Origin of the sequence: Streptomyces sp. NPDC096046 (assembly GCF_040303285.1) — a bacterium.
Taxonomy (GTDB): Bacteria; Actinomycetota; Actinomycetes; order Streptomycetales; family Streptomycetaceae; genus Streptomyces.
The window spans coordinates 33,527-57,479 of sequence record NZ_JBEOSZ010000041.1 but is presented as its reverse complement, the minus strand read 5'-3'; the positions used below and the strand labels follow the sequence as shown (position 1 = coordinate 57,479).

Genomic DNA, 23,953 nt, shown 5'->3' with positions numbered 1-23,953 from the left:
CCGTGGTTGGCCGAATCCTTACCGTTGCCCTCGCACACGACCCGAGAGGTGGCCCGCCACACTGCCGGGACGCGTGGCGGGGCCCACCCCGGGGCCAACGGGTCCATGTGAATCTCCCCGCACTTCCCGGACTCGGCCTCACCACAGCCCCGTGCCGCCACAGGCGACTGATCCGCCTCATCCGATAGGACATCGCCTGAACATCGCGCCCCCGGCCGACCGCTCACGTCGACGCCAGTGCCTCCGTGGGGGGAAGGCGTGCCGCGCGAACCGAGGGACAGACGCCGACCGCCATGCCGATCAGCACGGCGCCGAGGCAGCCGCCCGTGACCGAGAGCAGGGGGATCGCCGTCGGCCGGCCCCGGCAGGCCGCGCAGCCGACGGCGGCGAGGACGCCGAACAGGGTTGGCGAAGCGAGCTGCTTCTCGCTGGGCTCGAGTCCTTCAGTCAAGGGCTGGAATGCGCAACAGCCTCGCTCCGGGGGAGCGCCTCCCCCGCGCACCACGCAACCCGTTGCGCCGCGGGGAAGGCTGTCGGTGCGGTACGGCATGATGCGTGGCGTGACCGGACGACTGATGCTTCTCGACACCGCCTCCCTGTACTTCCGCGCCTACTTCGGCGTCCCGGACTCGGTCCGGGCCCCGGACGGCACGCCGGTGAACGCGGTGCGCGGACTGCTCGACTTCATCGACCGCCTGGTCAAGGACCACCGGCCGGACCTGCTGGTCGCCTGCATGGACGCCGACTGGCGGCCGCAGTGGCGGGTGGAGCTGATCCCCTCGTACAAGGCCCACCGCGTCGCCGAGGAGCACGCCACGGGGCCGGACGAGGAGGAGGTGCCCGACACGCTGTCACCGCAGGTGCCGGTCATCGAGGAGGTGCTGGACGCGGTCGGCATCGCGCGCGTGGGGGTCGCCGGCTATGAGGCGGACGACGTGATCGGCACGTTCACCGCACGGGCGAAGGGCCCGGTCGACATCGTCACGGGCGACCGCGACCTGTACCAGCTGGTGGACGACGGGCGCGGGGTGCGCGTGCTCTACCCGCTGAAGGGCGTGGGCACTCTGCAGCACACCGATGAGGCGGTGCTGCGTGAGAAGTATGGGGTCGGCGGCAGCGGGTACGCGGATCTGGCCCTGCTGCGCGGCGACCCCAGCGACGGCCTGCCGGGCGTGCCGGGCATCGGTGAGAAGACGGCCGCCAAGCTGCTGGCGGAGTTCGGGGACCTGGCCGGGATCCTGGCGGCGGTGGAGGACCGGCGGTCGAAGCTGACTCCGACCCAGCGCAGGCGGCTGGACGAGGCGCGTCCGTATCTCGCGGTCGCTCCGAAGGTGGTCCGGGTCGCCGACGACGTGCCCCTGCCGGACGTCTCCACGGCGCTGCCGCGGGCTCCGCGCGACCCGGAGGCGCTGGAGGCGCTGGCCGCCCGATGGGGACTGGGCGGGTCCCTGGAGCGCCTGTTGACGACGCTCGCGCGGTGACCTTCGCCACAAGAGGTGTGAAGTGGGGGCGAGGTGCTAACTTAGGTTAGCCTAACTACCGGGACAGGGAGGTCCTCATGGCAGAGCGACCGGGACGCCAGCCGCGCCGGATCCACTCCGCGCAGGTCGTCCGCACCGAGCGGCTGACCCCGCACATGCAGCGTGTGGTGCTCGGTGGCGAGGGCCTCGCCGACTTCTCGGCGGACACGTGCACCGACCATTATGTGAAGCTGCTGTTCCCGCCCGTGGGCGTGACCTACCCGGAACCCTTCGACCTGCAGCGCGTCCGGGACGAGCTGCCGCGCGAACAATGGCCGGTCACCCGGACGTACACGGTCCGCCAGTGGGACGCCGAGCACCGCGAACTGACCCTGGACTTCGTCATCCACGGTGACGAGGGCCTGGCGGGACCGTGGGCGCTGCGCGTCCGGCCGGGTGAGACGGTGCGGTTCATGGGACCCGGCGGAGCGTACGCGCCCGACCCGGACGCCGACTGGCATCTGCTCGTGGGGGACGAGAGCGCGCTGCCCGCGATCGCCTGCGCCCTGGAGGCGCTGCCGCGCGGGGCCAGGGCCTTCGCCTTCGTGGAGGTCTCCGGCCCCGAGGAGGAACAGAAGATCGACTCGGACGTGGACGTCGTCTGGCTGCACCGCGGCGCCCGCCCGCGCGGCGAGGCACTGGTGGAGGCCGTGCGGGGTCTGACGTTCCCCGAGGGCCGGGTGCACGCCTTCGTCCATGGCGAGGCGCACTTCGTCAAGCAGCTGCGCCATCTGCTCCGCGTGGAGCGCCATGTCGCGCGCGAGGACCTCTCGATCTCCGGCTACTGGCGCCACGGCCACAACGAGGACGGCTGGCAGGCCTCCAAGCGCGAGTGGAACGCCCGGATCGAGGCGGAGCAGGAGAGCAGCGTGCCCGCGGCCTGAGGGCGGTCACACACGGGCGGTGCGGGGTGCGGGCCCGGCTCAGTCCCCGCGTACCCGCGCATGCAGATGCAGGTCGTGCCACCCGTCCGGCTGCAGGACCGCACTGCGCTTGGTGCCCTCCAGGGCGAAGCCGGTCCTGGTCGCGACACGGCACGATGCCTCGTTGCGCACGGCGTGCAGGAGTTCCAGCCGATGGAAGCCGGCCTCGTCGAAGGCCCAGTGGGTGAGCGCGACCGTGGCGCGGACCGCCACGCCCCGGCCCCGGGCCGCCGGAGCGGTCCAGTAGGCCACTTCCGCCGTCCCGTCGTCGAGCCGCAGCTCGCGCAGCGCCACCCGGCCCAGCAGCGCGCCGGAGTCCGCGCCGGCCACGGCCCAGTGCGCCTCTCGCTCCCCCTCCCACGCCTGGTGCCAGGCGCGGATCCAGCCGGCGACCTCCGCCACGGAGTCCGCGGCACGGGCGTGCCACTGGTGCATCACCGGATCCTGGAAGACCTCGTACACATCGGGCGCGTCTCCGGCCCGCCAGGGCCTCAGGACGAGTCCGCCGTCGGCGCGAAGGGTGGGTTGCGGGCGGCCCGCGAGTGTCCCGGCGGTCAGCACCGGGCCGATGAGGAACGGCATGCCCGCATCCTGACAAGAACCCACCGCCGCTCCCAGTGCTTTTTCCCGCGCTCCGGCCTCGTACGCTGGGCCGCGATGAGACGCAAGACCCTCACCCCGCCCTCTCCCCTGCCGCAGCGCCACGGCGTGGACCCGGTGCGGGTGCGGCTGCCCGTCGCGGGGCCGTGGAGCACGGTGCGCGAGCACCTGGTGGAGCGGCTCTCCGGGGCGGGCGCCGGGGTCGTCGACGGCATGTTCGACGCGGGCCGGATCGTCGGGGCGGACGGACGACCCGTCGCGGCGGACGCGCCCTACGCGCCCGGGATGTTCTTGTGGTTCCACCGGGACCTGCCCGACGAGGTGCCGGTGCCCTTCCCGCTGGAGGTCGTGCACCGGGACGAGCACATCGTCGTCGCCGACAAGCCGCACTTCCTCGCCACCACCCCGCGCGGCGGCCATGTCGCCGAGACCGCGCTGGCCCGGCTCCGCCGCGAGCTGGACCTCCCCGCGCTCACCGCCGCGCACCGCCTGGACCGGCTCACCGCGGGACTCGTGCTGTTCACCGTGCGCCCCCAGGAGCGCGGCGCCTACCAGACGCTGTTCCGGGACCGCCGGATCCGCAAGGAGTACGAGGCCGTCGCCCCGTACGACCCCGGCCTCCCCCTGCCCCGGACCGTGCGCAGCCGGATCGTGAAGGAGCGCGGGACGCTCACCGCCCGGGAGGTGCCGGGCGAGCCCAACGCCGTGAGCCGCGTCGAGCTGGTCGAACACCGCGACCGCCCGGGCGGACTCGCCCGGTACCGGCTCACGCCCGCCACCGGGCAGACCCATCAGTTGCGCGTCCACATGTGCGCCCTGGGGGTGCCCATCCTCGGCGACCCCCTCTACCCCGAGGTGACCGCCCCCGTGCCGGCCGGTGACTTCCGGCGACCGCTCCAACTGCTGGCGCGGAGCCTGGAGTTCACCGACCCGGTCACGGGCGTGGAGCACCGGTTCCGCAGCGGCCGGGCGCTCGCGGCCTGGGCGTCGTACGACCGGTGGGCCGCCGGGACGTACGACGGCCCACCGGACGGTCAGTAGCCGCGCCACTCCGCAGCGGCCGGGCGCTCGCGGCCTGGGCGTCGTACGACCGGTGGGCCGCCGGGACGTACGACGGCCCGCCGGACGGTCAGTAGCCGCGCCACCAGCTCAGGAAGCGCTGCCAGACCCCCTTGCGGCCGCACGGTTCCGCGACGGCCGGCTGCGGCGGCACCGGGACCGGCTGGGGCTGCACCGGTACGGGCTGCGGCCCGGCGACCGGGGGCCGGGGCTGCGCGGCGGCCGGCTGAGGCTGCGCCCCGGCCGGTGCGGCCTGCGGCTGCGCGGTGCCGATCTGCCAGTCCGAGCGCTGCGCGGCGACCGGCTTGTGGTTCGGCACCTCCTGCACGTCCTGCGGCGGCTTGGGCGAGAACTGCACCGGCAGTTCCACCAGGTGCCGGGAGGCGATGGACGCCGTCCAGCGCAGTTCCTCCTCGTCGCAGTCGAGTTCGACGTCCGGCAGCCGCATCAGCAGCGCGTCCACGCCCACGTCGGCGATGGAGCGGCCGATGTCCTGCCCGGGGCACTCGTGGGGGCCGCCGCCGAAGGCGAGATGCGAGCGGTTGCCCTGCATGCTGGCCTTGAGGTCCGGCCGCACCCGGGGGTCGACGTTGGCGGGAAGCGGCGCGAAGAGCAGCCCGTCGCCCCGGCGGATGCGCTGTCCGCCCAGCTCGGTCTCCTGCTTGGCGAAGTAGGCGAAGACCGTGCTGAACGGCGGCTCGTTCCACAGGGACTGCTCCACCGCCTCCGGCACCGTCATCTGACCACCGTTGAGCTGGGCCCGGAAGCGCGGGTCGATCAGGACCGTGAGCAGCACGTTGGACAGCAGGTTGGTGGTGGCCTCGTAGGCGGCGAAGAGCACCAGGCGCAGGTGCTCCCTGACCTCGTCGTCGCTCAGCCGGGCCGGGTGGGTGATCAGATAGCTGGCGAGGTCCTCCTCCGGCTGGGCGCGGCGGGTCGCGGTGAGCCGGCTGAGGGCGTCCATGACGTAGGAGTGGCTGGCGATCGCGGTCTCGGTGCCCTTGAGCGCGTCACGGGCGGAATCGACGAGCCGCTCGTTGTACTCGTCGGGCATGCCGAGGATCTCGCACATCACCGCCATCGGCAGGTGCTCGGTGAACTGGCGGACGAGGTCCGCCTCGCCCGCCTCGCAGAACCGGTTGACGATCACCTGCGTGCTGCGGTTGATGTAGCGGCGCAGGCTGCGGAAGTCGATGGTGGAGACGGCACCCATGACCGCGCCGCGCAGCCGCTTGTGCTCGTCGCCCTCGGCGTGCGAGGCGATGGGCTGCCAGGCGATGTGCGGCATCAGCGGGTGGTCGGGCTTGACCAGGCCCTCCCTGAGCGGGGTCCAGATACGGCTGTCCCGGCAGAACTGCGAGGGCGAGCGCACCATGTGCAGGTTCTCGGCGTGGCCGAGGACGATCCACATCGGCACGTCGTCGTGGAGCAGTACGGGCGCCACGGGACCATGCTGGTCCCGCAGTTGCTCGTACAGCGCTCCCAGGTCCTCCGCCTCGTGCAGCCGGTGCAGTCCCCCGGGCCCGAGGCCGTGCGCGGGGCAGCCGGGGGGCGGGCCGGGCCGGAGGTCGTCCGTACTGGTCGGGGCGTGGGATTCAGGCGTCACAGTGATCGCTCCGAAACTGAAGTGAATCCAGGTGTCTGGGGGAGGTGTGGGGGTGGGTGCTACCGGTCAGGTGAGCGAGCCCGTCATGGCGAGCGAATGCAGGAAGCGCATGAGGGTCATCAGGACGTCGCGGCTCGAGGCCCGCCGCCGCGCATCGCACTCGATGATCGGGATGTCCGGCGTGAGGTCGAGGGCCGTGCGCAGCTCCTCGATGTCATAACGGGGGGCGTCCGGGAAGGAGTTGATGGCGACCACGAACGGCACGCCGCGTTCCTCCAGGCGTCCCATGACGTCGAAGCTGACCTCCAGCCGCCGGGTGTCGACCAGCACCACCGCACCGAGCGCACCCTCGAACAGCCCGTTCCACAGGAACCAGAAGCGCTGCTGGCCGGGTGTGCCGAAGAGGTACAGCACGAGCTGGTCGGTGATGCTGATCCGGCCGAAGTCCATGGCGACGGTGGTGGCCGTCTTGGACGCGGAGCCGAAGTTGTCGTCGACACCGATGCCGGCCTGCGTCATGGTCTCCTCGGTCGTCAGCGGTGTGATCTCACTGACGGAACCGACCATGGTCGTCTTGCCGACGCCGAAGCCACCCACGATCACGATCTTGGCCGCGGCCTGTGCCGTGTGGGGCAGCTGGTCCTCGGTCCGGGGGCCCGGGATGGTGTCAGAGCCGTTGAAGTCCATTCATCACCGCTTCGAGGAGGGAACGGTCGGTGCGCGCCTTGCGGACGATCGGGGCACGCGCCTGCACCAGTTGCGCCGTCAGCAGCTCGGTGAGCAGTACACCCATGGCGCTGAACGGCAGGTTGAGGTAGGCCGACAGCTCGGCCACGGACAGGGGGGCGGCGCAGAGTCGGAGCAGCGCCGCCTGCTCGGGAGAGGCGGAGGGCGGCGGGTCCGTCGCACGCGCCACGATCAATGTCACCAGGTCGAGCTCGGCGCGTTCACCGTCCGGGCCGGCCACCACGTACATCCGCTCCGGGTTGCCGGGTTTGTCCTCACCCTCCTTGGGTGTGGGCGGTTCCGCGGCGAGGTCGCGCCTCTGGCGTCGGGGAGGAGTCATACGATCTGCCCGTTCCGCCGGGGCGGACTGGTGAGGTGCCCGCCGATCCGGACGACCAGGTCGCGCATCATCGCGCTCATCCGGCCGGGTTCGCACCGCACGTCGGAGAGGACCGCGAGGAAGGCGTTGGCTCCGGCGCTCATCAGGTAGAAGTAGCCGCGGTCGATCTCGATCATGACGAGTTTCATCTCGCCGTCGCCGACGGTGAGTTCCTGGCAGACGCTGCCCGCGAGGGACTGCAGGCCGGCGCAGGCCGCGGCGACCCGGTCCGCCGCGTCGGGCTCCCCGCCGTGGCGTGCGATGCGCAGGCCGTCGGCCGAGAGCACCACGATCATCTCGATACCGGGCACGCCGTCGGCGAGCTGCTTGAGCATCCAGTCGAAATTGCCCCGTTGCTGGATCACTTGAGGTCCCCCTCGTCGTCGGCCTCGATGGGGGCCGGGTCGTTGAGCAGATGCAGGTACTTGGTCGGGTTCCGAATGAAGTCGGTGGGGTGCGTGCCGGGCTCGATGCCCTGCTTGAGCCCCTCCCAGAAGGCCTCGAGGCCCTTGCCCGGGGCGTCGGGGGCGTTCATGTCGCGCAGGGGCTGGGGCTCGGGCTCCGCGGTCGCCCAGGGGTTGTACTCGCCCCGTTCGGCGGCCTCACGGTCGGCCTTCTCGTTGGCGGCCTGCTGGGCGAGCCGCTCGGCGAGCGGCATCTTCACCCTGCTGCGGCGCTGCGGCAGGCCGTTCGTGGTCCACTCGGTGACCTCCGGGACGTCGTCGTCCTCCAGGGAGACCGTGGCGGGGATCTTCGGCATGGTGGGACGGCGCCTCTTGGGCGCGCGCTTCGGGCCCTCGGGAATGCCGACCGTCATGGGGATGCCGGTGGCGCCGATGCCGTGGGCGAGTCCGACACCGGGCTCGTGGGTGATCATCTCGCTCGGCACGATGAGGATGGCCCGCACGCCGCCGTACGCGGAGGCGCGCAGCGAGACCTCCATGTTGTACGCCGTGCAGAGCCGGCCCACGACGGCCAGCCCCAGACGCGGGTGCTCGCCGATGTCCTGGAGGTCGACGCCCGCCTTGGCGGCCTCCAGCATGCCCTCGATCCGGGCGCGGGCCTCCTCGTTGAGGTTGACACCGCCGTCCTCGATCTCGATGCAGACGCCGGTCTGCACCTCGGTGGCGGTGACGTGCACCTTGGTCTGGGGCGGCGAGTAGCGCGTGGCGTTGTCGAGGAGTTCGGCGGCGGCGTGGATGACCGGCTCGACGTAGATGCCCTTGACGCTGACCTTGGCGATGGAGGACAGCTGGATGCGCCGGTACTCCAGGATGCGGGACATGGCGCCGCGCAGGGTGCTGTACAGGGACACCGGCTCGGGCCACTGCCGTCCGGGGCGGCCACCGCCGAGGACGGAGACGGAGTCGGCCAGGCGGCCGATCAGGGCGTTGCCGTGGTCGATGCGCAGCAGGTCGTCGAAGACCTCCGGGTTGCGGCCGTGGTCCTCCTCCATCTCCCGGAGTTCCTCGGCCTGCTGGTGGATGATCGCCTGGACACGGCGGGCGACACTGACGAAGGAGCGCGCGGCGGCGTCACGCATGGTCACTTCGCGGTCGACGATCTTGAGCACCGTCAGCAGCGTCTCGGCCTGCGGGGCGGGGAGGTCGCGGAACGCGGGGTTGGCGAGACCGAGCTTGCGAATCACCTCCCTGGGGGATTCTCCGGTGCGCAGCAGGTTGAGCGCGGCGGGGACGAGTTCCCGCGAGAAGTGGACCAGTTCGTTCTCGTGGGCGGCGATCCGCTGCTCCAGGTGCGCGGCGTGCCGGGCGTGCTCCGCACGCTGGTTGCGCAGCGCACGGCCGCGGCGCACCGCCTCGGCCGCCGTGGCGAGCACCAGCGCGGTGGCGATGCCGCCGCACCAGCCGACGGCGCCCCGGGCGGGCTCCGCCACCAGGGCGACGGCGGCTCCGGTCGCCGCGGCCATGACTATGGCGGGCAGCAACAGCACGCGCGCGTAGGGGAGTTCACGGCGACCGGGAGGGGATTGAACACTCACCATGTGGGCCTTCTGACAGGAGTCGACTGAGGTTCGGGGGGACTTACAGGGGGTATGTCATGAAGCTGTCGGGATCTTCCGCGCATTGGGGAACAAGCGCACGAATTCCGCTCAAGCCGGTGCGCTGCGGGCGAGCTTAGTCCGACCGGATCATCGCCGTGTCATATTCAGCAACTGCCGGAAACCGGACGCGAAGGGATAGTACGCTCAGCCGTTTACACGCTACGACATCGTTCGAATACGTTCCGTCATGGAGAACGGGTATACGAAAGCCCGTCACCATTGCGGGTGAACGGGCTTCAGTACAACGCTGCCTTCAGGAGCACGGGAAACCGCGCGAGCCACCACGCACCACGGTCACCCGCGCATCGAACGCTCACCCCACCGACGAGTAGGCGACCACTCCCCGCAGCAACAGGTCAACGGCCTTACGGGCGTTCTTCACCACGGAAGACCCCTGCGGAGCAGCCGCGGCGATCTGCCCCAGCACGTCGATGACCTGCTTGCACCACCGCACGAAGTCCCCCGCCGGCATCTCCGCCTCGCGCAGCACCTCGTCGAGGCCCTTCCCGGAAGCCCACATGTACGCGGCCCAGGCAAAGCCCAGATCGGGCTCGCGCTGCCCGACCCCTTCGGTCTGGGTGATCCGGAACTCCTCCTCCAGCGCGTCCAGCCGCCCCCAGATCCGCACCATCTCACCCAGCGCGGCCTTGGCCTTCCCGGACGGCACCTTCGGCGCCATGGCGTCGTCCGCGGCCCGCGCCTCGAACACCAGCGCCGAGACACACCCCGCCAGTTCGGCCGGTCCGAGGTCCTCCCAGACACCGGCGCGCAGACACTCGCTGGCGAGCAGGTCCAGCTCGCCGTACAGCCGGGCGAGCCGCTTGCCGTGCTCGGTGACCTCGTCGCCGCGCAGGTAGTCCAGCTCGGTGAGCAGCGCCACGATGCGGTCGAAGGTGCGCGCGATGGTGTTCGTACGGCCCTCGATCCGCCGCTCCAGTTGCGAGGTGTCGCGCAGCAGCCGGTGGTACCGCTCGGCCCAACGGGCGTGGTCCTCACGGTCGTTGCAGCCGTGGCAGGGATGCGCGCGCAGCGCGGTGCGCAGTCGGGCGATCTCGCGGTCGTCCGCCGCCTGGGAGCGCCGCTTGCGGTGCCGCTCGGCCGGGATGTGCCCGGCCTTGGTGCGCAGCGCCGACGCGAGATCCCGACGGGACTGCGGGGAGCGGGGGTTGAAGGACTTCGGAATGCGCATCCGCTCCAGCGGCTCCACCGGCACCGGGAAGTCCATCGACGCCAGCCGCTTCACCTGCCGCTCCGCGGTCAGCACCAGCGGGCGCGGCCCGTCGTGGTGCTCGAAGCCGCGGTGGCCGTTCGAACGGCCCGCGGGCAGGCCCGGGTCCAGCACCAGCGCCAGGCCCGCGTACTTGCCGGTGGGCACGTGGATGACGTCACCGGGCTTCAGCCTCTCCAGCGCCACCGCGGCCTCCGCGCGCCGCTCAGCCGCACCCTGCCGGGCGATCTCGTTCTCCCGGTCCTTCAGCTCCCGGCGCAGCCGCGCGTACTCCTCGAAGTCGCCGAGGTGGCACGTCATGGAGGCCTTGTAGCCCTCCAAACCCTCCTCGTTGCGCTGCACCTGCCGGGAGATGCCGACGACCGACTTGTCCGCCTGGAACTGCGCGAACGACGTCTCCAGCAGCTCGCGCGAGCGGTGCCGCCCGAACTGCTCGACCAGGTTGACCGCCATGTTGTACGACGGCTTGAAGCTGGAGCGCAGCGGATACGTGCGCGTACCGGCCAGACCCGCGAGGTGCTCGGGGCTCATGCCGCGCTGCCACAGCACCACGGCGTGGCCCTCGACGTCGATGCCGCGCCGTCCGGCCCGGCCCGTCAGCTGGGTGAACTCGCCCGGGGTGATGTCCGCGTGCTGCTCGCCGTTCCACTTGACGAGCTTCTCCAGCACCACCGAGCGGGCGGGCATGTTGATGCCGAGGGCGAGGGTCTCGGTGGCGAACACGGCCTTGACCAGGCCGCGTACGAACAGCTCCTCGACGACCTCCTTGAAGGTCGGCAGCATGCCCGCGTGGTGGGCGGCGATGCCGCGCTCCAGGCCCTCCAGCCACTCGTAGTAGCCGAGGACGTGCAGGTCCTCCGTCGGGATGGACGCCGTGCGCTCCTCGACCAGGGCGCGGACCCGTTCGCGTGCCTCCTCGTCGTTGAGCCGGAGTCCCGCGTACAGGCACTGCTGGACGGCGGCCTCGCAGGCGGCGCGGCTGAAGATGAACGTGATGGCGGGCAGCAGCCCTTCGGCGTCGAGCCGCTCGATGACCTCGGGGCGGCTCGGCGTCCAGATGCGGGAGCGCTGCCGGCGATCGCGCTCGCGGTCGGCCTCGCGCATGGACCGGCCGCGCCGGCGGTCCTGGTACGACGGCCGGCTCGCCTCCATCCGCGCCATCCGCGTGAGGTCGGGGTTGACGGCCTTCTTGTGGCCCTCGCCCTCCTCGAACAGGTCGTACATCCGCCGGCCGGCCAGCACGTGCTGGAACAGCGGCACGGGCCGGTGCTCGGAGACGATCACCTCGGTGTCACCGCGGACCGTGTCGAGCCAGTCGCCGAACTCCTCGGCGTTGGACACGGTCGCCGAGAGCGAGACCAGCGTGACCGACTCGGGGAGGTGGATGATCACCTCTTCCCATACGGCGCCCCGGAACCGGTCGGAGAGGTAGTGCACCTCGTCCATGACCACGTAGCCGAGGCCCAGGAGGGTCTGGGAACCGGCGTACAGCATGTTCCGCAGCACCTCGGTGGTCATCACGACCACGGGGGCCTCGGAGTTGACGCTGTTGTCGCCGGTGAGCAGGCCCACCTTGTCCGTGCCGTAGCGGCGGCACAGATCGGCGTACTTCTGGTTCGACAGCGCCTTGATGGGCGTCGTGTAGAAGCACTTCTTGCCCTGCTGGAGGGCGAGGTGGACGGCGAACTCGCCGACGATCGTCTTGCCGGAGCCGGTGGGCGCCGCGACGAGCACGCCCTTCCCCGCTTCGAGCGCCTGGCAGGCCTCGATCTGGAAGGGGTCGAGGCCGAAGTCGTACATCTCGCGGAAGGTGGCGAGCGCGGTGGCCTGCTCGACAGCACGCTTGCGGGCTGCCGCGTACCGCTCGGCCGGTGAGAGGTCCTCTGTCATCGTGCTTTCGAGCGTACCGGGCCGCACTGACAACAGGACGATCATTATCCGGATCCGCTCCCGTGAAACCTCGGATCAGCGCAGCTCAGGGGCCGACGACCCGCACGCCCCCGCGTACGCAGCGCGCGCTCAGCGGCAGCGGCCCCAGCGGCTCCCCGTCGGCGTAGCCCGTGATGCCCTCGGCGGCGATCTCCACTCGGGCCGCCCGCACCACCGTCACCTTCGGATGCTCCACGTGCGTCCCGCGGTAGACGCTCGGGAACACCCGCAGCAGCGTCGTGCGGCCGCAGTCCGCGACGACGGTGACGTCGAACAGCCCGTCGGTCAGGTCGGCGTCCGGGCAGATCCGCATGCCGCCTCCGTAGGAGGAGCCGTTGCCGACGGCCACCAGGGTCGCCTCGACCTCGCGGACCTCGCCGTCGTCGAGCCGTATGCGGTAGGGAACGGGCCGGAGCGCGGCGAGTTCGGAGATCATCGCCAGGTCGTACGTGAGGCGGCCGGCGGGCCATCGCATGCGGTTGGCCCGGTCGTTGACACGGGAGTCGAAGCCGGAGGCGAGGACCGTGCCGAACCAGCGGTCGCCGACCCGCCCGAGGTCGATGTCGCGGATCCGGGCGCCCTTGAGGGCGTCGGCGATCATGCGGCCCGCGGCGGCCGGCTCCCGCACGGGCAGGCCGAGGGCACGGGCGAAGTCGTTGCCGGTGCCGACCGCGACCAGGCCGAGCGGGGTGCGGGTACCGGCGACGGCCCGCAGAGCGAGGCTCGCCATGCCGTCGCCGCCGACGGCGATCAGCGCGCCGGTGCCGCCGTCCACGGCCGCACGGGCGCGGGCGAGGGCGTCCGCGGCGTCCTCCCCGAGCACCGTGCGGACCGAGAAGCCGGCCGCCCGCAACGCGGAAGCGGCCGGCTGCGCCGCGCGGGCGCCCCGGCCGCGGCCCGCGGTGGGGTTGACGAAGAGGGTGATCTCGCCGGTCACGCGACCGACCCTACGATCCGCCTGCCGATCTTCAGGTCACGTCGTCATAACCGTTGACCCGCTCCGAGCGGTCCGCGCCCGCCTGCTCGGGCAGGGCGGCCCGACTGGTGGTCACGGGCTCGATCTCGCCGATGTCGTCGGGGGTGAGGTCCAGCTCGGAGGCCTCGTCGTCATCCGGGCCCATCGCGTCGCGGCGAGCGCGGCGCCTGTCGTTGGCCAGCGCGATCCCCGTCGCACCGAAGTACAGGATCCAGATGGGACCCGCCAGCGCCAGCATGGAGATGGGGTCGGTGCTGGGTGTGGCGATCGCCGCGAAGAGCGTGATGCCCAAGATCATGCCCCGCCACCAGCCGGACATCTTCTTGCCGGAGAGAACACCGCCGAAGTTCAGCATGACCAGCAGCAACGGCAGCTCGAAGGAGAGCCCGAAGACAATGATCATCCGCATGACCAGTTGCAGGAGGTCATCGAGGGGAAGCTGGTTGTCGCTCCCGATGATCGCGAACTCGAGCATTACGGACGCCATCTTCGGCAGCGACCAGTAGGCGAAGAACGCCCCCGTGAGGAACAGCGGGAATCCCGCAGCCACGAAGCCCAGTGAGTACTTCTTTTCGTGCCGGTGCAGACCTGGCGCCACGAAGGCCCACAACTGGTACAGCCACACCGGAGCCGCGAGGGCCACGCCGGAGGACAACGAGACCGTGAGAGCGAGGGTGAAGGGGCTCAGCAGACCGTTTTGCACGATCCGCGCGCACTGCGTCTCCTCAGTGCCCTTCGCCAGTTCGGCGAAGCTGTGCTGGCATCCCACCGCATCAAGGATGGGATCCGTGAAGAACTGGATGATGTCCTTGTAGAAGAAGGCGGCGACGACCGTCATGACAACGATCGCCAGCAAGCTCTTCACAAGCCGGGTGCGGAGCTCGCGAAGGTGCTCCGCGAGGGGCATCCGCCCCTCGGGATCCTTCTCCTGCTTGCGGGCAGACTTCAGCAACCCACGTTCCCATCTCGTGCGGCGGGCCGGAGGTCACCGGCCCTGCGTCAGCGCTTGGTCGTGTCCGTGGGCTCGTTGACCGGGCGCGAGCTGGTCACGTCACCGGGGGCTGCCTGGATGGTGCGCTGCGAGGGCTCGTCGTCGTTGGGCGGGCCGGCCGGGGTCGTGGAGGACTTGTTCTCGTCCTTCATCGCCTTGGCCTCGCTCTTGAGGATGCGGGCCGACTTGCCGAGCGACCGAGCCATGTCCGGAAGCTTCTTCGCGCCGAACAGCAGGATGATGACGACGAGGATGAGAATGATCTCGGGAGCTCCGAGCCTTCCGAACATAAGTCTTTACCTTCTCACCGAGGCGGCTGTGGTGGGATGCTGTCCGACCGGTCGGACATGTGTCCGAACGATCGTGCTGGCAGCGATCGTAACGCTCGGGGGTAAACGTGAGGCAATCCCTCTGCATCCCCTGTGCGTACTCCCGTCCGCGGCCAGTGCCTCGTTAACCGGGCCGCGACCAGCAGCGTACCTGTCCGAACCGCCGACGTGACAGGGCGAAGTGTCCCGAAACGCAACTCCCGGCCGCGCCCGCCGGACGTCTCACAAGGCGTCAACGGAACGGGCCGCGCTCTCCGCCGCCCGCTCCAGATCCTCCGCAGCCCGGTTGATACGGCGCGCCGAGTCCGTGACCTGCCTGCCCAGGCGCTGCGCCTCCACGAAGACCCGCACGGCGAACACCCCGAGCACGACCAGACCCACACAACCCACGGCAACGGCGAACATCGGCCAGAACATGACGCCGAGCCTAGACCTTCCCGGCCGGGCGAGCGCCCCGACCCTCTAGTGCCGCGGCAGGCAACGTTTGCCCGTCAAGGAGCGGCGTCCGGTGCGTGCTCTCGGCGTGCCGGGTGCAAGCCCTCGTACTGGGTGTACTTGGGCTTGCGCCCGGTGCGGCGAGAGTGCGTGCCGGGCGTCGCGACGGGGCGAACGTTGCCTGCTGCGGCACTAGACGGTGGAGTGCAGCCTGAGGGTCCGCACTCCCCCGCCGGTGAGCAGCTCCACGATCCGCTCCCCCGCCGGCTTGCGGACGGACGCGCCGCACTCGGGGCAGGTGAAGGAGTAGAAGGTGGTGCGGCTCGTGGCGCCGATGGCCAGGCGCAGGGCGCCCGCGGCGAGCTCGAAGCATCCCCGGCAGTCCGGGCAGCCCGCCCTGAAGACCACCGGGGCCACGCTTCTCATCCCGGCGAACGCGGACTCCACCGTCATGCCCCCGACACCACCGGACGTCGCCGACTCGCTCAAGACCCTCGCTCCTCTTCCTGGGGTCGTTCGCCTCCGGAGCACCCCGGCCGACGGCACGACCGGTGCCATGGCAGACGCCCCGGCCCGACCCTGCCCGGCCGCGGGTTCCGGCGGGCACGTGCGGCTCACTCGCGCCCGCCGCCCGGCCCGTCAGGGACCGGCTGCGGACCGCCCGCCTCGGCGGTCTCAGCGGCGTGAGCCGTCTCCACCGCCTCGATCCCGTCGTACGCCGCCAGCGCCTCGCGGGCCGCCAGGCGGGCGCTGGCCGCGAGCTCCGGCGGCGAGACGATCCGGCCGTCCCGCCCGAGCCGCAGCGCCAGGCGCCTGAGCGACGCCGGTTCGGGGGTCCGCAGAGTGATACGCAGCCCGCCATCCGGGAGCTCATCCGCACTGTCGTGCGGGTAGTACTCCGCGACCCAGCGGCCACCGGGCCCGACCTCGACCACGACCTCCGGGTCCCCGGCCGCGGGCTGCACCAGCGCCTCCGAGAGGTCGCGCAGCTCGATCTCGGGCGGCGCCGACGGCTCGTCCAGGATCTTGATCTCGGCGACCCGGTCGAGCCGGAAGGTGCGGCGCGCCTCGGAGCGGCGGCACCAGGCCTCGACGTACGTGTGCCCGACGCTGACCAGGCGGATGGGGTCGATCTCCCGCTCGGTGACCTCGTCGCGCGCGGGCGAGTAGTAGCGGATCCACAGCCGGCGGCGCTCGGCGATGGCCCGGTCGACGTCCGCGAAGACGCCGCCCTCGGACTCGAACGTCACCGACAGCCGCGAGCTTGCGCCCGCCGCCTCACCGGCCGCGGTCTCCACCTTGGCCGTCGCCCTCAGCAGTGCCTGCCGGTCACTCTCGCGCAGTCCCGGCAAGGTGGAGACCGCCCGCGCGGCCACGAGCAGGGCGGTGGCCTCGTCGGCGGCGAGCCGCAGCGGCTCGGCCGCTTCCGCCGCGAGGGCGGCAGGGTTGTGCCACCAGATGCGCTCGCCGTCGGTGTCGATGTCGAGCAGGTCACCGCCGCGGAAGCTGGTGCCGCACATGGGCAGGACGTCGAGGTCGGAGACGAGCTCGTCCTCGCTGATGCCGAAGGCACGCGCGACGTCCTCGACCCGGGCTCCGGGACGCTCCCTCAGATACGTCACCAGCGAGAGCATCCGCCGGGTCTGGTCGATGGCGTTCACGGGGCTGACCGGTTTGCCTGCCACTGTCTTTCCGCTCCCCCTCAGCCCTTGGCCACGGCGCGCAGCCGGTCCACCACGTCGGCCCGCAGCTCGGCAGGCTCCAGGACGACCACGTCCGGCCCGAACTCCACCAGCCACGCGTCCAGCCCGTGGCCGTACGGAATCTCCAACTCGTCCCAGCCGTCCCCGAGTTCCCGGACCGAGGTGGCCTTCGCCCGCAGGGGGTACCCCGAGCCCGCGCGCAGCCGGATTTGCGCCGAGCGGTCGGCTATCTCCCCGGCCCAGCTCGCGACGGTCTCCCGGACGGTGACGACGTCCGGGACGTCAGCTGTGTAGCGGCCGCCGCGCGAGCGGACCCTGCCGGTGATCCGGGAGAGCCGGAAGACCCGCTCGGCGCCCCGGTCGCGGTCCCAGCCCGCCAGGTACCAGTGGCCCCGCCAGCACTCCAGCGCCCACGGCTCCACGTGCCGCTGCTCGGGGTGGGCGGCGGTGGCCTTGCGGTAGTCGAAGGCGACGGGCCTGCGGTCCCGGCAGGCCAGCATCAGCGGCTCGAACGCCGCCTCGTGCACGGGGATGCGCGGTTCCAGCGCGCCGTGCGACCCGTACGGGTCGACGTCCTCGGGGAGTCCGGCCGCGCGCAGCTTCTGCAGCGCGCCGCTGGCCGCTCCGGCGAGCCGGGCCTGCTGCCACACCTTGGCGGCGAGACCGAGGGCGGCGGCCTCCTCGGCGTCGAGCGTGATGGGCGGGAGGCGGTTGCTGTCGCGGCGGGCCATGTAGCCGACCTCACCGTCGAGGCTCTCGACGGTCTCGATGACCAGCCCGAGTTCCCTCAGATCGTCCTTGTCACGCTCGAACATGCGGTTGAAGGAATCATCGGAGCCGGTTGCGCCGTTGCCCGGCCCGAAGGCCTCGACGTAGGCCTCGATGGAGTCGCGCAGTTCACGCTTGCTGAGCGGACGACGTGTCCCGAGCAGACACAGCGCCAGATTCATCAGCCGCTCGGCCTTGGCAATGGCCATCGACCCGCTTCGCCTCCCTATGGTGCTTACGAGCGATGACCGTACCGCCACACGGTGGCACGGCAAAAGCCGAGGGCCCATGCCCGAACAGGCATGGGCCCCACATGATCGAGTCTGTTCGGATCCTGCTCAGACTCCGAGCAGGTCGACCACGAAGATCAGCGTCTCGCCGGGCTTGATCGCCGGGGTCGGGCTCTGGTTGCCGTAGGCGAGGTGGGCGGGGATGGTCAGCTGGCGGCGGCCGCCGACCTTCATGCCCTGCACGCCCTGGTCCCAGCCCTTGATGACCCGGCCGCCGCCCAGCGGGAAGCGGAACGGGGTGCCGCGGTTCCAGCTGGCGTCGAACTCCTCACCCGTGCTGAAGGCGACACCGACGTAGTGCACGGTGACGGTCTGGCCGGCCTCGGCGACCGGGCCGTCGCCCTCCCAGATGTCCTTGATCTCGAGGTCCGCCGGGGGCTCGCCGCCCGGGAAGTCGATCTCGGGCTTGTCGATGCTCACTTCATCTCTCCTTGTTACGTGACCTGCGTCGGGAACAGTCTCACAGACCGGCCGGGTCAGACCGTGCCGAGGATGTCCACCGTGAAGACCAGGGTGTTCTTGGCCAGCTCACTGCTCGGGCTCGCGCCGTAGCCGAGCGACGGCGGGATCACCAGCAGCACGCGGTCGCCCACGTGCTTGCCGACGAGGCCCTTGTCCCAGCCCGCCACCACGGAGCCGTTGCCGATCGGGAAGGCGGTGGCCCCGCCGTGGTCCCAGGAGGAGTCGAACTTCTTGCCGTCCTCCCACTTGACCCCGGTGTACTGGGCGATGAGGCCCTGCCCGGCCTCGACCTTCTTGCCGTCGCCCTTGATCAGCACCTGCTCCTTGAGGTCCTTGGGAGCCTTCTCGCCCTTGGGGACGGTGATGACCGCGGCCTTCTGCGACGGGGACTTCACCTCGGGCATGCCCGCCTCGGAGGGCACCTGCTCGCCCTCGACCTCGGCCTTGGCGTCGACGCTCGCGGCACCGACCGGGTCGACCACCCAGATCAGCACGTCCTTCGCGGCGATCCCGGAGGAGGTGTTCAGGCTCTGGCCGATCAGGTCGCCCGCGGTGCCCTGCACCAGGATCCGGCTGCCGGGCTTCTTGCCCTTCATCGCGTCCAGCACCTTCTCGGGGAGCTGCTGGCTCGGCTTGCCGATCTGCTCGATGGACTGCCGCCGGGGCGCCTTGTCACCCGCCGATCCCGCGGCCCAGGTACCGCCGAGCTCCTGGTCGCCGCCCCACTTCTCGACGGTCCAGTCCAGGCGGACGAAGTCCGAGCCCTTGATCGGGGTCCCGCTGCCCGCCGAGACCGTCTCGACCACGGTCTTGTCGGACGGCTTGCCGTCCTTGGGCACGGAGATCTCGGGCTTCGCCCCGACCTTCCCCTTGACCTCGGCGACGCCTCCCGCCGTGTCGCCGTTGTTCCCGTCGTCCGATCCGCACGCGGCGGTGAACAACAGGGCGGGAACGGCCAGCAGCGCGGCCACGCGTCGTTTCGTGTTGTAGTTCATCAGTCCAACTGGGATCGGTGGTGTGGGGGCAATGCCCGCCACTCTACGGCGTACACGCTCCGCACTCGCCTCACACTCGCCTCACCGCGCGACACGACGCCACCCGGGCCGCTCCCCCACGGGGCGGCTCCGGAACGGAAAGGGCCGATGCCCGGAGGTGCGAAACCCCCGGGCATCGGCTTTCAGGAATGGCCGGAACCGGCTCACATTCCGGCGATCAGCTTCTCCACCCGGTCGTCCACGGAACGGAACGGGTCCTTGCACAGCACGGTCCGCTGGGCCTGGTCGTTGAGCTTGAGGTGCACCCAGTCCACCGTGAAGTCACGGCGCTGTTCCTGGGCCCGCCGGATGAAGTCACCGCGCAGCCGGGCCCGAGTGGTCTGCGGCGGAACGGACTTGCCCTCGAAGATCTTCAAGTCGTTGCAGATACGGGCCGCCTGGCCCTTCTTCTCGAGCAGGTAGTACAGGCCGCGACGGCGGTGGATGTCGTGGTAGGCGAGGTCTATCTGCGCGACCCGCGGGTGCGACATGGTCATGTTGTGCTTGGCGCGGTACCGCTCGATGAGCTTGTACTTCATGACCCAGTCGATCTCGGTGCCGATACGGTCGAGGTCCTCGGCCTCGATCGCGTCCAGAGTGCGGCCCCACAGCTCCAGGACCTGCTCGACGGTGCCGGTGCGGATGCCCCGGCGCTCGCAGAAGTCCAGGGCCTTCTCGTAGTACTCGCGCTGCACCTCCAGGGCGGAGGCCTCCCGTCCGCTGGCCAGGCGGACCTTGCGGCGGCCGGTGATGTCGTGGCTGACCTCGCGGATCGCCCGGATCGGGTTCTCCAGGGTGAGGTCCCGCATCACCGTGCCCGCCTCGATCATGCGCAGCACCAGGTCGGTGGCCCCGACCTTGAGCAGCATGGTCGTCTCGGACATGTTGGAGTCGCCCACGATGACGTGCAGGCGGCGGTAGCGCTCGGCGTCCGCGTGCGGCTCGTCTCGTGTGTTGATGATGGGCCGGGAGCGGGTCGTCGCCGAGGAGACGCCCTCCCAGATGTGCTCGGCCCGCTGACTGACGCAGTACACGGCACCGCGCGGCGTCTGCAGCACCTTGCCGGCACCGCACAGCAGCTGCCGTGTGACCAGGAACGGAATGAGAATGTCCGCGAGCCGGGAGAACTCCCCGTGCCGGGCGACCAGATAGTTCTCGTGGCAGCCGTAGGAGTTGCCCGCCGAGTCGGTGTTGTTCTTGAAGAGGTAGACGTCGCCCGCGATTCCCTCCTCGTGCAGGCGTCGTTCGGCGTCCACCAGGAGTCCTTCGAGAATGCGCTCGCCTGCTTTGTCGTGGGTGACCAGTTCGGTCACGTTGTCGCATTCCGGTGTCGCGTATTCCGGATGCGATCCCACGTCGAGATAGAGGCGGGCGCCGTTTCGCAGAAAGACATTGCTGCTGCGGCCCCATGACACGACACGGCGGAAGAGGTACCGCGCCACCTCGTCAGGAGACAGGCGGCGCTGTCCCCTGAACGTGCACGTGACGCCGTACTCGTTCTCCAGCCCGAAAATGCGGCGGTCCATGAGGGAACATTACGCCCGATCCCCTGAACTGAAACGGGGTTCGACAGCACGGTTTGGATCATTTTCCGAACCGGCCGCAACAACCGCTCCCTGGCCGGGAGCTGCGACTACCCGTCCTGTGGCGGTCAAAACCAGCAGAGACACGCCACCGGCGACCGCCGGCACGGCGAATCCCCACAGGGCCCCGCCCGTCTCGACCACCGGCCCCGCGACGCCCGTCCCGACCGAGTGGCCCACGGTGAACGTCGTCACCAGCCAGGAGAACGCCTCGGTGACCGTGCCCCGCGGGGCGTGCCGGTCGACCAGCACGAACGCGCAGGCGATGGCGGGCGCCAGGAAGACGCCGGCCAGCGCGGTGAGCGCCACCATGGGCACCGCGTCCGGCATCAGCATCAGCGGCAGATAACACACCACCAGAAGGGCCACCAGCACCCGCAGTCGCCGCGCGGGCTCACCAGCCCACTGGCGCGCCCCGTAGACGGTGCCACCGACCAGTGCGCCGAAACCCAGGGCGGCCATCAGCCAGCCGTACACCGCGTCCCCGCCGTGCTCGTCCGCGTAGGGCACCGAGGCGACCGTGATGGACCCGAGCGCCATCCCGATGAACAGGAACGCCGCCAGCAGCGCGAGCAGACCCGGTGAGCGCAGCGCGCCCAGCCAGTGCGCCTCGCGCGGCGCCGACCGCCAGGCACGCGAGGGCTTCGAGACCACCACGGACAGCGCCCCCAGCGCCCCGACCACGTTCAGCACGAGCAGCGCGGCCTGGGCCGACCACAGGGACATGCACAACGTCACCAGCAGCGGCCCGACGGTGAACATCACCTCCTGCGCCACGGCGTCCATGGCGTACGCGGTGTGCACCTGGTCCTCCCGCCGCAGCACGGAGGGCCACAGCGCCCGCAGCCCGCCCTCCAGGGGCGGCGTGAGGAGCCCGGCCCCGGCCACGGCGGCGTACGCGAGCGGCAGCGACCCGATGCCCGAGAAGGCGAAGACCGCCATCGCCAGCGCGGAGAGGACGGCCGCCGGAAGCTGCACACGCGGCTGTCCGCGCAGATCCACGATCCGGCCCAGTACGGGCTGCCCGACCGCGTTGGCGACCCCGTAGACGGCCGCCAGCGCCCCCGCCAGGCTGTAGCTGCCGCCCTCCGCCCGGACGAACAGCACGATCGCGATGGCGGCCGTGGCGTTGGGCAGCCGGCCGACCAGTGTGCCGACGAGCAGTCGGGCGGCGTGTCGCGCCCGAAGGATCTCCAGGTATCCCGTGGCCATGTCCCCCGCCCTAGGTTTTACGTATAACGTCGACTTCCATACGTACCATGTCCGCTGTCCACGAGTCCAGACGAAAGAGCAGGCCAACGGTGGCACGAGGCAGCACCCGACCCACGAGCCGGGACGTCGCCCAGGCCGCCGGCGTCTCCCAGGCGGCCGTCTCCCTCGTCCTCGGCGACAAATGGCGCGGCCGCGTCTCGGAGGCCACGGCGGAGCGCGTCCGCGAGGCCGCCCGCGACCTCGGCTACCGCCCGAACCTGGCCGCCCGCAATCTACGCCTGGGCCGCACCCGCACGGTCCTCCTGGTCGTCCCGGCCCTCACCACCGAGTTCTTCGCCGGCGTCTACACCGGCGCCGCCCGCGTCGCCGCCGCACACGGCTTCGGAGTGGTCCTCTACCCCTCCCCCGAGGGCATCGGTCCCGCCCGCGACCCCTTCGCCTCCGCACAATCCGCGCTGGACGGCGTGATCGCCTCCTCCATGGCCGCGGACGCCCTCACCGCGATCCGCGGCGAGGCACTGCCGCTGGTGATGCTGGACAGCGACCCGGAAGGCAGCCTGGGCGCGGCGACCGTCAACCTGGACATCGCCGACGGCGTCCGCCAGGCCGCGGCACATCTGCTGGCCCTGGGCCACCGCCGATTCCTCCACCTGGCGGCGGACGTCCCCTCCTGGACCTTCGAGGTACGCGCCCGGGAGCTGGCGGCGAGGCTGTCGGAGGTACCGGGCACATCGGTCAGCACGGCCCGGGCCCCGATCTCCATCGAGGGCGCACAGGCCGCGACGCAGGCAGCCCTGTCGGAGTCGACCGACCGCCCCACCGCCGTCATCTGCGACGACGACAAACTGGCCGCCGGAGCGTACAAGGCGGCCCGCCGCCTGGGACTGCGCATCCCCGACGACCTGTCGGTCACGGGCCTGGACGATCTAGCCCTCGCCACAGCCATCGACCCGGAACTGACGACGGTCCGCCTGGACGCGGAGCTGTTCGGCGAACGGGGCATGGAAGCCCTCCTGGCGGTCCTGGAGAGCCGCGAGCCCGAGAGCGGGGACATCCCGGTCCAGTTGGTGGTACGAAGCTCCACGGCACCGCCTCGTTGACTGCGCCGCTGCGTCGGCGCCGGGGTGGGTGGGTCCGCGGCCCGGCGGTGCGAGGTGCCTCCCCCAAGCTCTTCGAGCAGGGGGACCCCCAGCGCCCACCCGTGCCGCCCCAGGCGGCCCGCATGCCCGCATGCTGAGCGGACCGCTTCCGAAGACGGACACCCCCGGCGCGGCCCCGACCCACCACCCGGCGAGAAGGCGAAACACACGCGTCACCCGCACACGGCGACGCGCCCCGGCCAGGAACGCACAGGCCGGAGCGCGCCACACGAACCAGAACTACTCGCCGTCCTCCGACGCCCCCTCCGCGTCACCGCCGGCGGCACCCGCCTCGAGCAACCGCGACAGCTGAGGACCGCTGATCCGCCTGAACTTGCGCTTCTGCGGACGCGTGCGGTCCAGCACCGCCACCTCCAACCGCTCCGCGGGAATCTCCCGCTCGCTGCCGTTGGTGTCGCGGGACAGCGCCTGCACCGCCAGCTTCAACGCCTCCGCGAGCGTCATGCCCTCCCGGTGACGCTGGTCCAGATAACTGCTGATCTGCTCCGCGTTGCCGCCCACCGCCACCGAGCCGTGCTCGTCCACGATGGAACCGTCGTGCGGCAACCGGTAGATCTGATCACCCTCGGGCGTCTCTCCGACCTCGGCGACGACCAGCTCCACCTCGTACGGCTTCTCGGCGGCACTGGAGAAGATCGTGCCCAGCGTCTGGGCGTAGACGTTCGCCAGGCCCCGGGCCGTCACGTCGTCGCGGTCGTAGGTGTAACCGCGCAGGTCGGCGTAGCGCACACCGCCGATCCGCAGGTTCTCGTACTCGTTGTACTTGCCGGCGGCCGCGAAACCGATCCGGTCGTAGATCTCGCTGAACTTGTGCAGCGCACGGGACGGGTTCTCCCCGACGAACACGATGCCGTCGGCGAACTGCAGCACGACCAGGCTGCGACCACGGGCGATGCCCTTCCGGGCGTACTCCGCCCGGTCGGCCATGGCCTGCTGGGGTGAGACATAGAACGGCGTCGACACCGGTTATCCGTCCCT

Annotated in this window: 24 protein-coding genes; 4 read left to right on the top strand and 20 right to left on the bottom strand. The window is 71.0% G+C overall.

Annotation, left to right across the window (positions count from 1 at the left end):
• Positions 1 to 223: 223 nt before the first annotated feature.
• Positions 224 to 451, bottom strand: a complete 228-nt coding sequence (locus tag ABTX62_RS28625) for a hypothetical protein (RefSeq protein WP_502998026.1) — start codon at positions 449 to 451, stop codon at positions 224 to 226.
• A 100-nt stretch (positions 452 to 551) separates the two neighbouring features.
• Here ABTX62_RS28625 and ABTX62_RS28620 point away from each other — a divergent pair, with 100 nt between their 5' ends.
• Together ABTX62_RS28620 and ABTX62_RS28615 are read left to right on the top strand one after the other, a co-directional pair.
• A complete protein-coding gene (locus tag ABTX62_RS28620; protein ID WP_352118896.1) occupies positions 552 to 1,481 on the top strand; it encodes a 5'-3' exonuclease in 930 nt (309 codons plus the stop codon).
• A gap of 77 nt (positions 1,482 to 1,558) precedes the next feature.
• Complete coding sequence (locus ABTX62_RS28615) at positions 1,559 to 2,404, top strand: siderophore-interacting protein (protein ID WP_352118884.1); 846 nt, start codon at positions 1,559 to 1,561, stop codon at positions 2,402 to 2,404.
• A gap of 39 nt (positions 2,405 to 2,443) precedes the next feature.
• On the opposite strand, the gene ABTX62_RS28610 is transcribed toward ABTX62_RS28615, so the two are convergent.
• On the bottom strand, positions 2,444 to 3,025 hold the full coding sequence (locus ABTX62_RS28610; protein WP_352118883.1) for a GNAT family N-acetyltransferase: 582 nt from the start codon (positions 3,023 to 3,025) through the stop codon (positions 2,444 to 2,446).
• 75 nt (positions 3,026 to 3,100) lie between these two features.
• Between ABTX62_RS28610 and ABTX62_RS28605 the strand changes: the two genes are divergently transcribed.
• Entirely contained in the window at positions 3,101 to 4,084 is a 984-nt protein-coding gene (locus ABTX62_RS28605; RefSeq protein ID WP_352118882.1) for an RluA family pseudouridine synthase, read from the top strand.
• 88 nt (positions 4,085 to 4,172) lie between these two features.
• Here ABTX62_RS28605 and ABTX62_RS28600 read toward each other — a convergent pair whose 3' ends face one another.
• The 17 genes from ABTX62_RS28600 to ABTX62_RS28520 form a co-directional block, all read right to left on the bottom strand.
• Complete coding sequence (locus ABTX62_RS28600; RefSeq protein ID WP_352118881.1) at positions 4,173 to 5,708, bottom strand: cytochrome P450; 1,536 nt, start codon at positions 5,706 to 5,708, stop codon at positions 4,173 to 4,175.
• Between the two features lie 66 nt (positions 5,709 to 5,774).
• Positions 5,775 to 6,395, bottom strand: a complete 621-nt coding sequence (locus tag ABTX62_RS28595) for a GTP-binding protein (protein ID WP_033311917.1) — start codon at positions 6,393 to 6,395, stop codon at positions 5,775 to 5,777.
• On the bottom strand, positions 6,376 to 6,774 hold the full coding sequence (locus tag ABTX62_RS28590; RefSeq protein ID WP_352118880.1) for a DUF742 domain-containing protein: 399 nt from the start codon (positions 6,772 to 6,774) through the stop codon (positions 6,376 to 6,378). The genes ABTX62_RS28595 and ABTX62_RS28590 overlap by 20 nt, the downstream gene beginning before the upstream one ends.
• A complete protein-coding gene (locus ABTX62_RS28585; protein WP_274815147.1) occupies positions 6,771 to 7,178 on the bottom strand; it encodes a roadblock/LC7 domain-containing protein in 408 nt (135 codons plus the stop codon). The genes ABTX62_RS28590 and ABTX62_RS28585 overlap by 4 nt, the downstream gene beginning before the upstream one ends.
• On the bottom strand, positions 7,175 to 8,815 hold the full coding sequence (locus ABTX62_RS28580) for a sensor histidine kinase (RefSeq protein WP_352118879.1): 1,641 nt from the start codon (positions 8,813 to 8,815) through the stop codon (positions 7,175 to 7,177). The genes ABTX62_RS28585 and ABTX62_RS28580 overlap by 4 nt, the downstream gene beginning before the upstream one ends.
• A 373-nt stretch (positions 8,816 to 9,188) precedes the next feature.
• Positions 9,189 to 12,038 (bottom strand): DEAD/DEAH box helicase, encoded by a 2,850-nt coding sequence (locus ABTX62_RS28575; RefSeq protein ID WP_283971755.1) that lies wholly within the window; start codon positions 12,036 to 12,038, stop codon positions 9,189 to 9,191.
• Between the two features lie 40 nt (positions 12,039 to 12,078).
• Positions 12,079 to 12,969 carry a diacylglycerol kinase gene (locus ABTX62_RS28570; RefSeq protein ID WP_352118878.1) on the bottom strand — a complete coding sequence of 297 codons (891 nt, stop codon included), beginning with the start codon at positions 12,967 to 12,969 and terminating at the stop codon, positions 12,079 to 12,081.
• Between the two features lie 31 nt (positions 12,970 to 13,000).
• The gene (gene tatC / locus ABTX62_RS28565) at positions 13,001 to 13,960 is read right to left on the bottom strand and encodes a twin-arginine translocase subunit TatC (RefSeq protein WP_352118877.1); all 960 of its coding nucleotides are present in this window, start codon (positions 13,958 to 13,960) and stop codon (positions 13,001 to 13,003) included.
• Positions 13,961 to 14,007: 47 nt separating this feature from the next.
• Complete coding sequence (tatA, locus tag ABTX62_RS28560) at positions 14,008 to 14,289, bottom strand: Sec-independent protein translocase subunit TatA (protein ID WP_352118876.1); 282 nt, start codon at positions 14,287 to 14,289, stop codon at positions 14,008 to 14,010.
• Between the two features lie 261 nt (positions 14,290 to 14,550).
• On the bottom strand, positions 14,551 to 14,745 hold the full coding sequence (locus tag ABTX62_RS28555) for a hypothetical protein (RefSeq protein ID WP_283971751.1): 195 nt from the start codon (positions 14,743 to 14,745) through the stop codon (positions 14,551 to 14,553).
• A gap of 210 nt (positions 14,746 to 14,955) precedes the next feature.
• Positions 14,956 to 15,252: a hypothetical protein gene (locus ABTX62_RS28550; RefSeq protein ID WP_352118875.1), complete on the bottom strand. Its 297-nt coding sequence runs from the start codon at positions 15,250 to 15,252 to the stop codon at positions 14,956 to 14,958.
• 125 nt (positions 15,253 to 15,377) lie between these two features.
• Positions 15,378 to 16,448 (bottom strand): helix-turn-helix transcriptional regulator, encoded by a 1,071-nt coding sequence (locus ABTX62_RS28545; protein WP_352118874.1) that lies wholly within the window; start codon positions 16,446 to 16,448, stop codon positions 15,378 to 15,380.
• Positions 16,449 to 16,465: 17 nt separating this feature from the next.
• Positions 16,466 to 17,443: a helix-turn-helix transcriptional regulator gene (locus tag ABTX62_RS28540; RefSeq protein ID WP_352118873.1), complete on the bottom strand. Its 978-nt coding sequence runs from the start codon at positions 17,441 to 17,443 to the stop codon at positions 16,466 to 16,468.
• Positions 17,444 to 17,572: 129 nt separating this feature from the next.
• Positions 17,573 to 17,944 carry an FKBP-type peptidyl-prolyl cis-trans isomerase gene (locus ABTX62_RS28535; RefSeq protein WP_094055282.1) on the bottom strand — a complete coding sequence of 124 codons (372 nt, stop codon included), beginning with the start codon at positions 17,942 to 17,944 and terminating at the stop codon, positions 17,573 to 17,575.
• Positions 17,945 to 18,000: 56 nt separating this feature from the next.
• Complete coding sequence (locus ABTX62_RS28530) at positions 18,001 to 18,981, bottom strand: FKBP-type peptidyl-prolyl cis-trans isomerase (protein ID WP_352118872.1); 981 nt, start codon at positions 18,979 to 18,981, stop codon at positions 18,001 to 18,003.
• A gap of 203 nt (positions 18,982 to 19,184) precedes the next feature.
• Complete coding sequence (gene pafA / locus ABTX62_RS28525; protein ID WP_031106199.1) at positions 19,185 to 20,546, bottom strand: Pup--protein ligase; 1,362 nt, start codon at positions 20,544 to 20,546, stop codon at positions 19,185 to 19,187.
• A 9-nt stretch (positions 20,547 to 20,555) separates the two neighbouring features.
• Complete coding sequence (locus tag ABTX62_RS28520; protein ID WP_352118871.1) at positions 20,556 to 21,815, bottom strand: MFS transporter; 1,260 nt, start codon at positions 21,813 to 21,815, stop codon at positions 20,556 to 20,558.
• 47 nt (positions 21,816 to 21,862) lie between these two features.
• On the opposite strand from ABTX62_RS28520, the gene ABTX62_RS28515 reads away from it, so the two are divergent.
• On the top strand, positions 21,863 to 22,915 hold the full coding sequence (locus ABTX62_RS28515) for a LacI family DNA-binding transcriptional regulator (RefSeq protein ID WP_352118870.1): 1,053 nt from the start codon (positions 21,863 to 21,865) through the stop codon (positions 22,913 to 22,915).
• A gap of 279 nt (positions 22,916 to 23,194) precedes the next feature.
• Here ABTX62_RS28515 and prcA read toward each other — a convergent pair whose 3' ends face one another.
• Positions 23,195 to 23,938: a proteasome subunit alpha gene (gene prcA, locus ABTX62_RS28510; RefSeq protein ID WP_352118869.1), complete on the bottom strand. Its 744-nt coding sequence runs from the start codon at positions 23,936 to 23,938 to the stop codon at positions 23,195 to 23,197.
• Positions 23,939 to 23,953 lie beyond the last annotated feature (15 nt).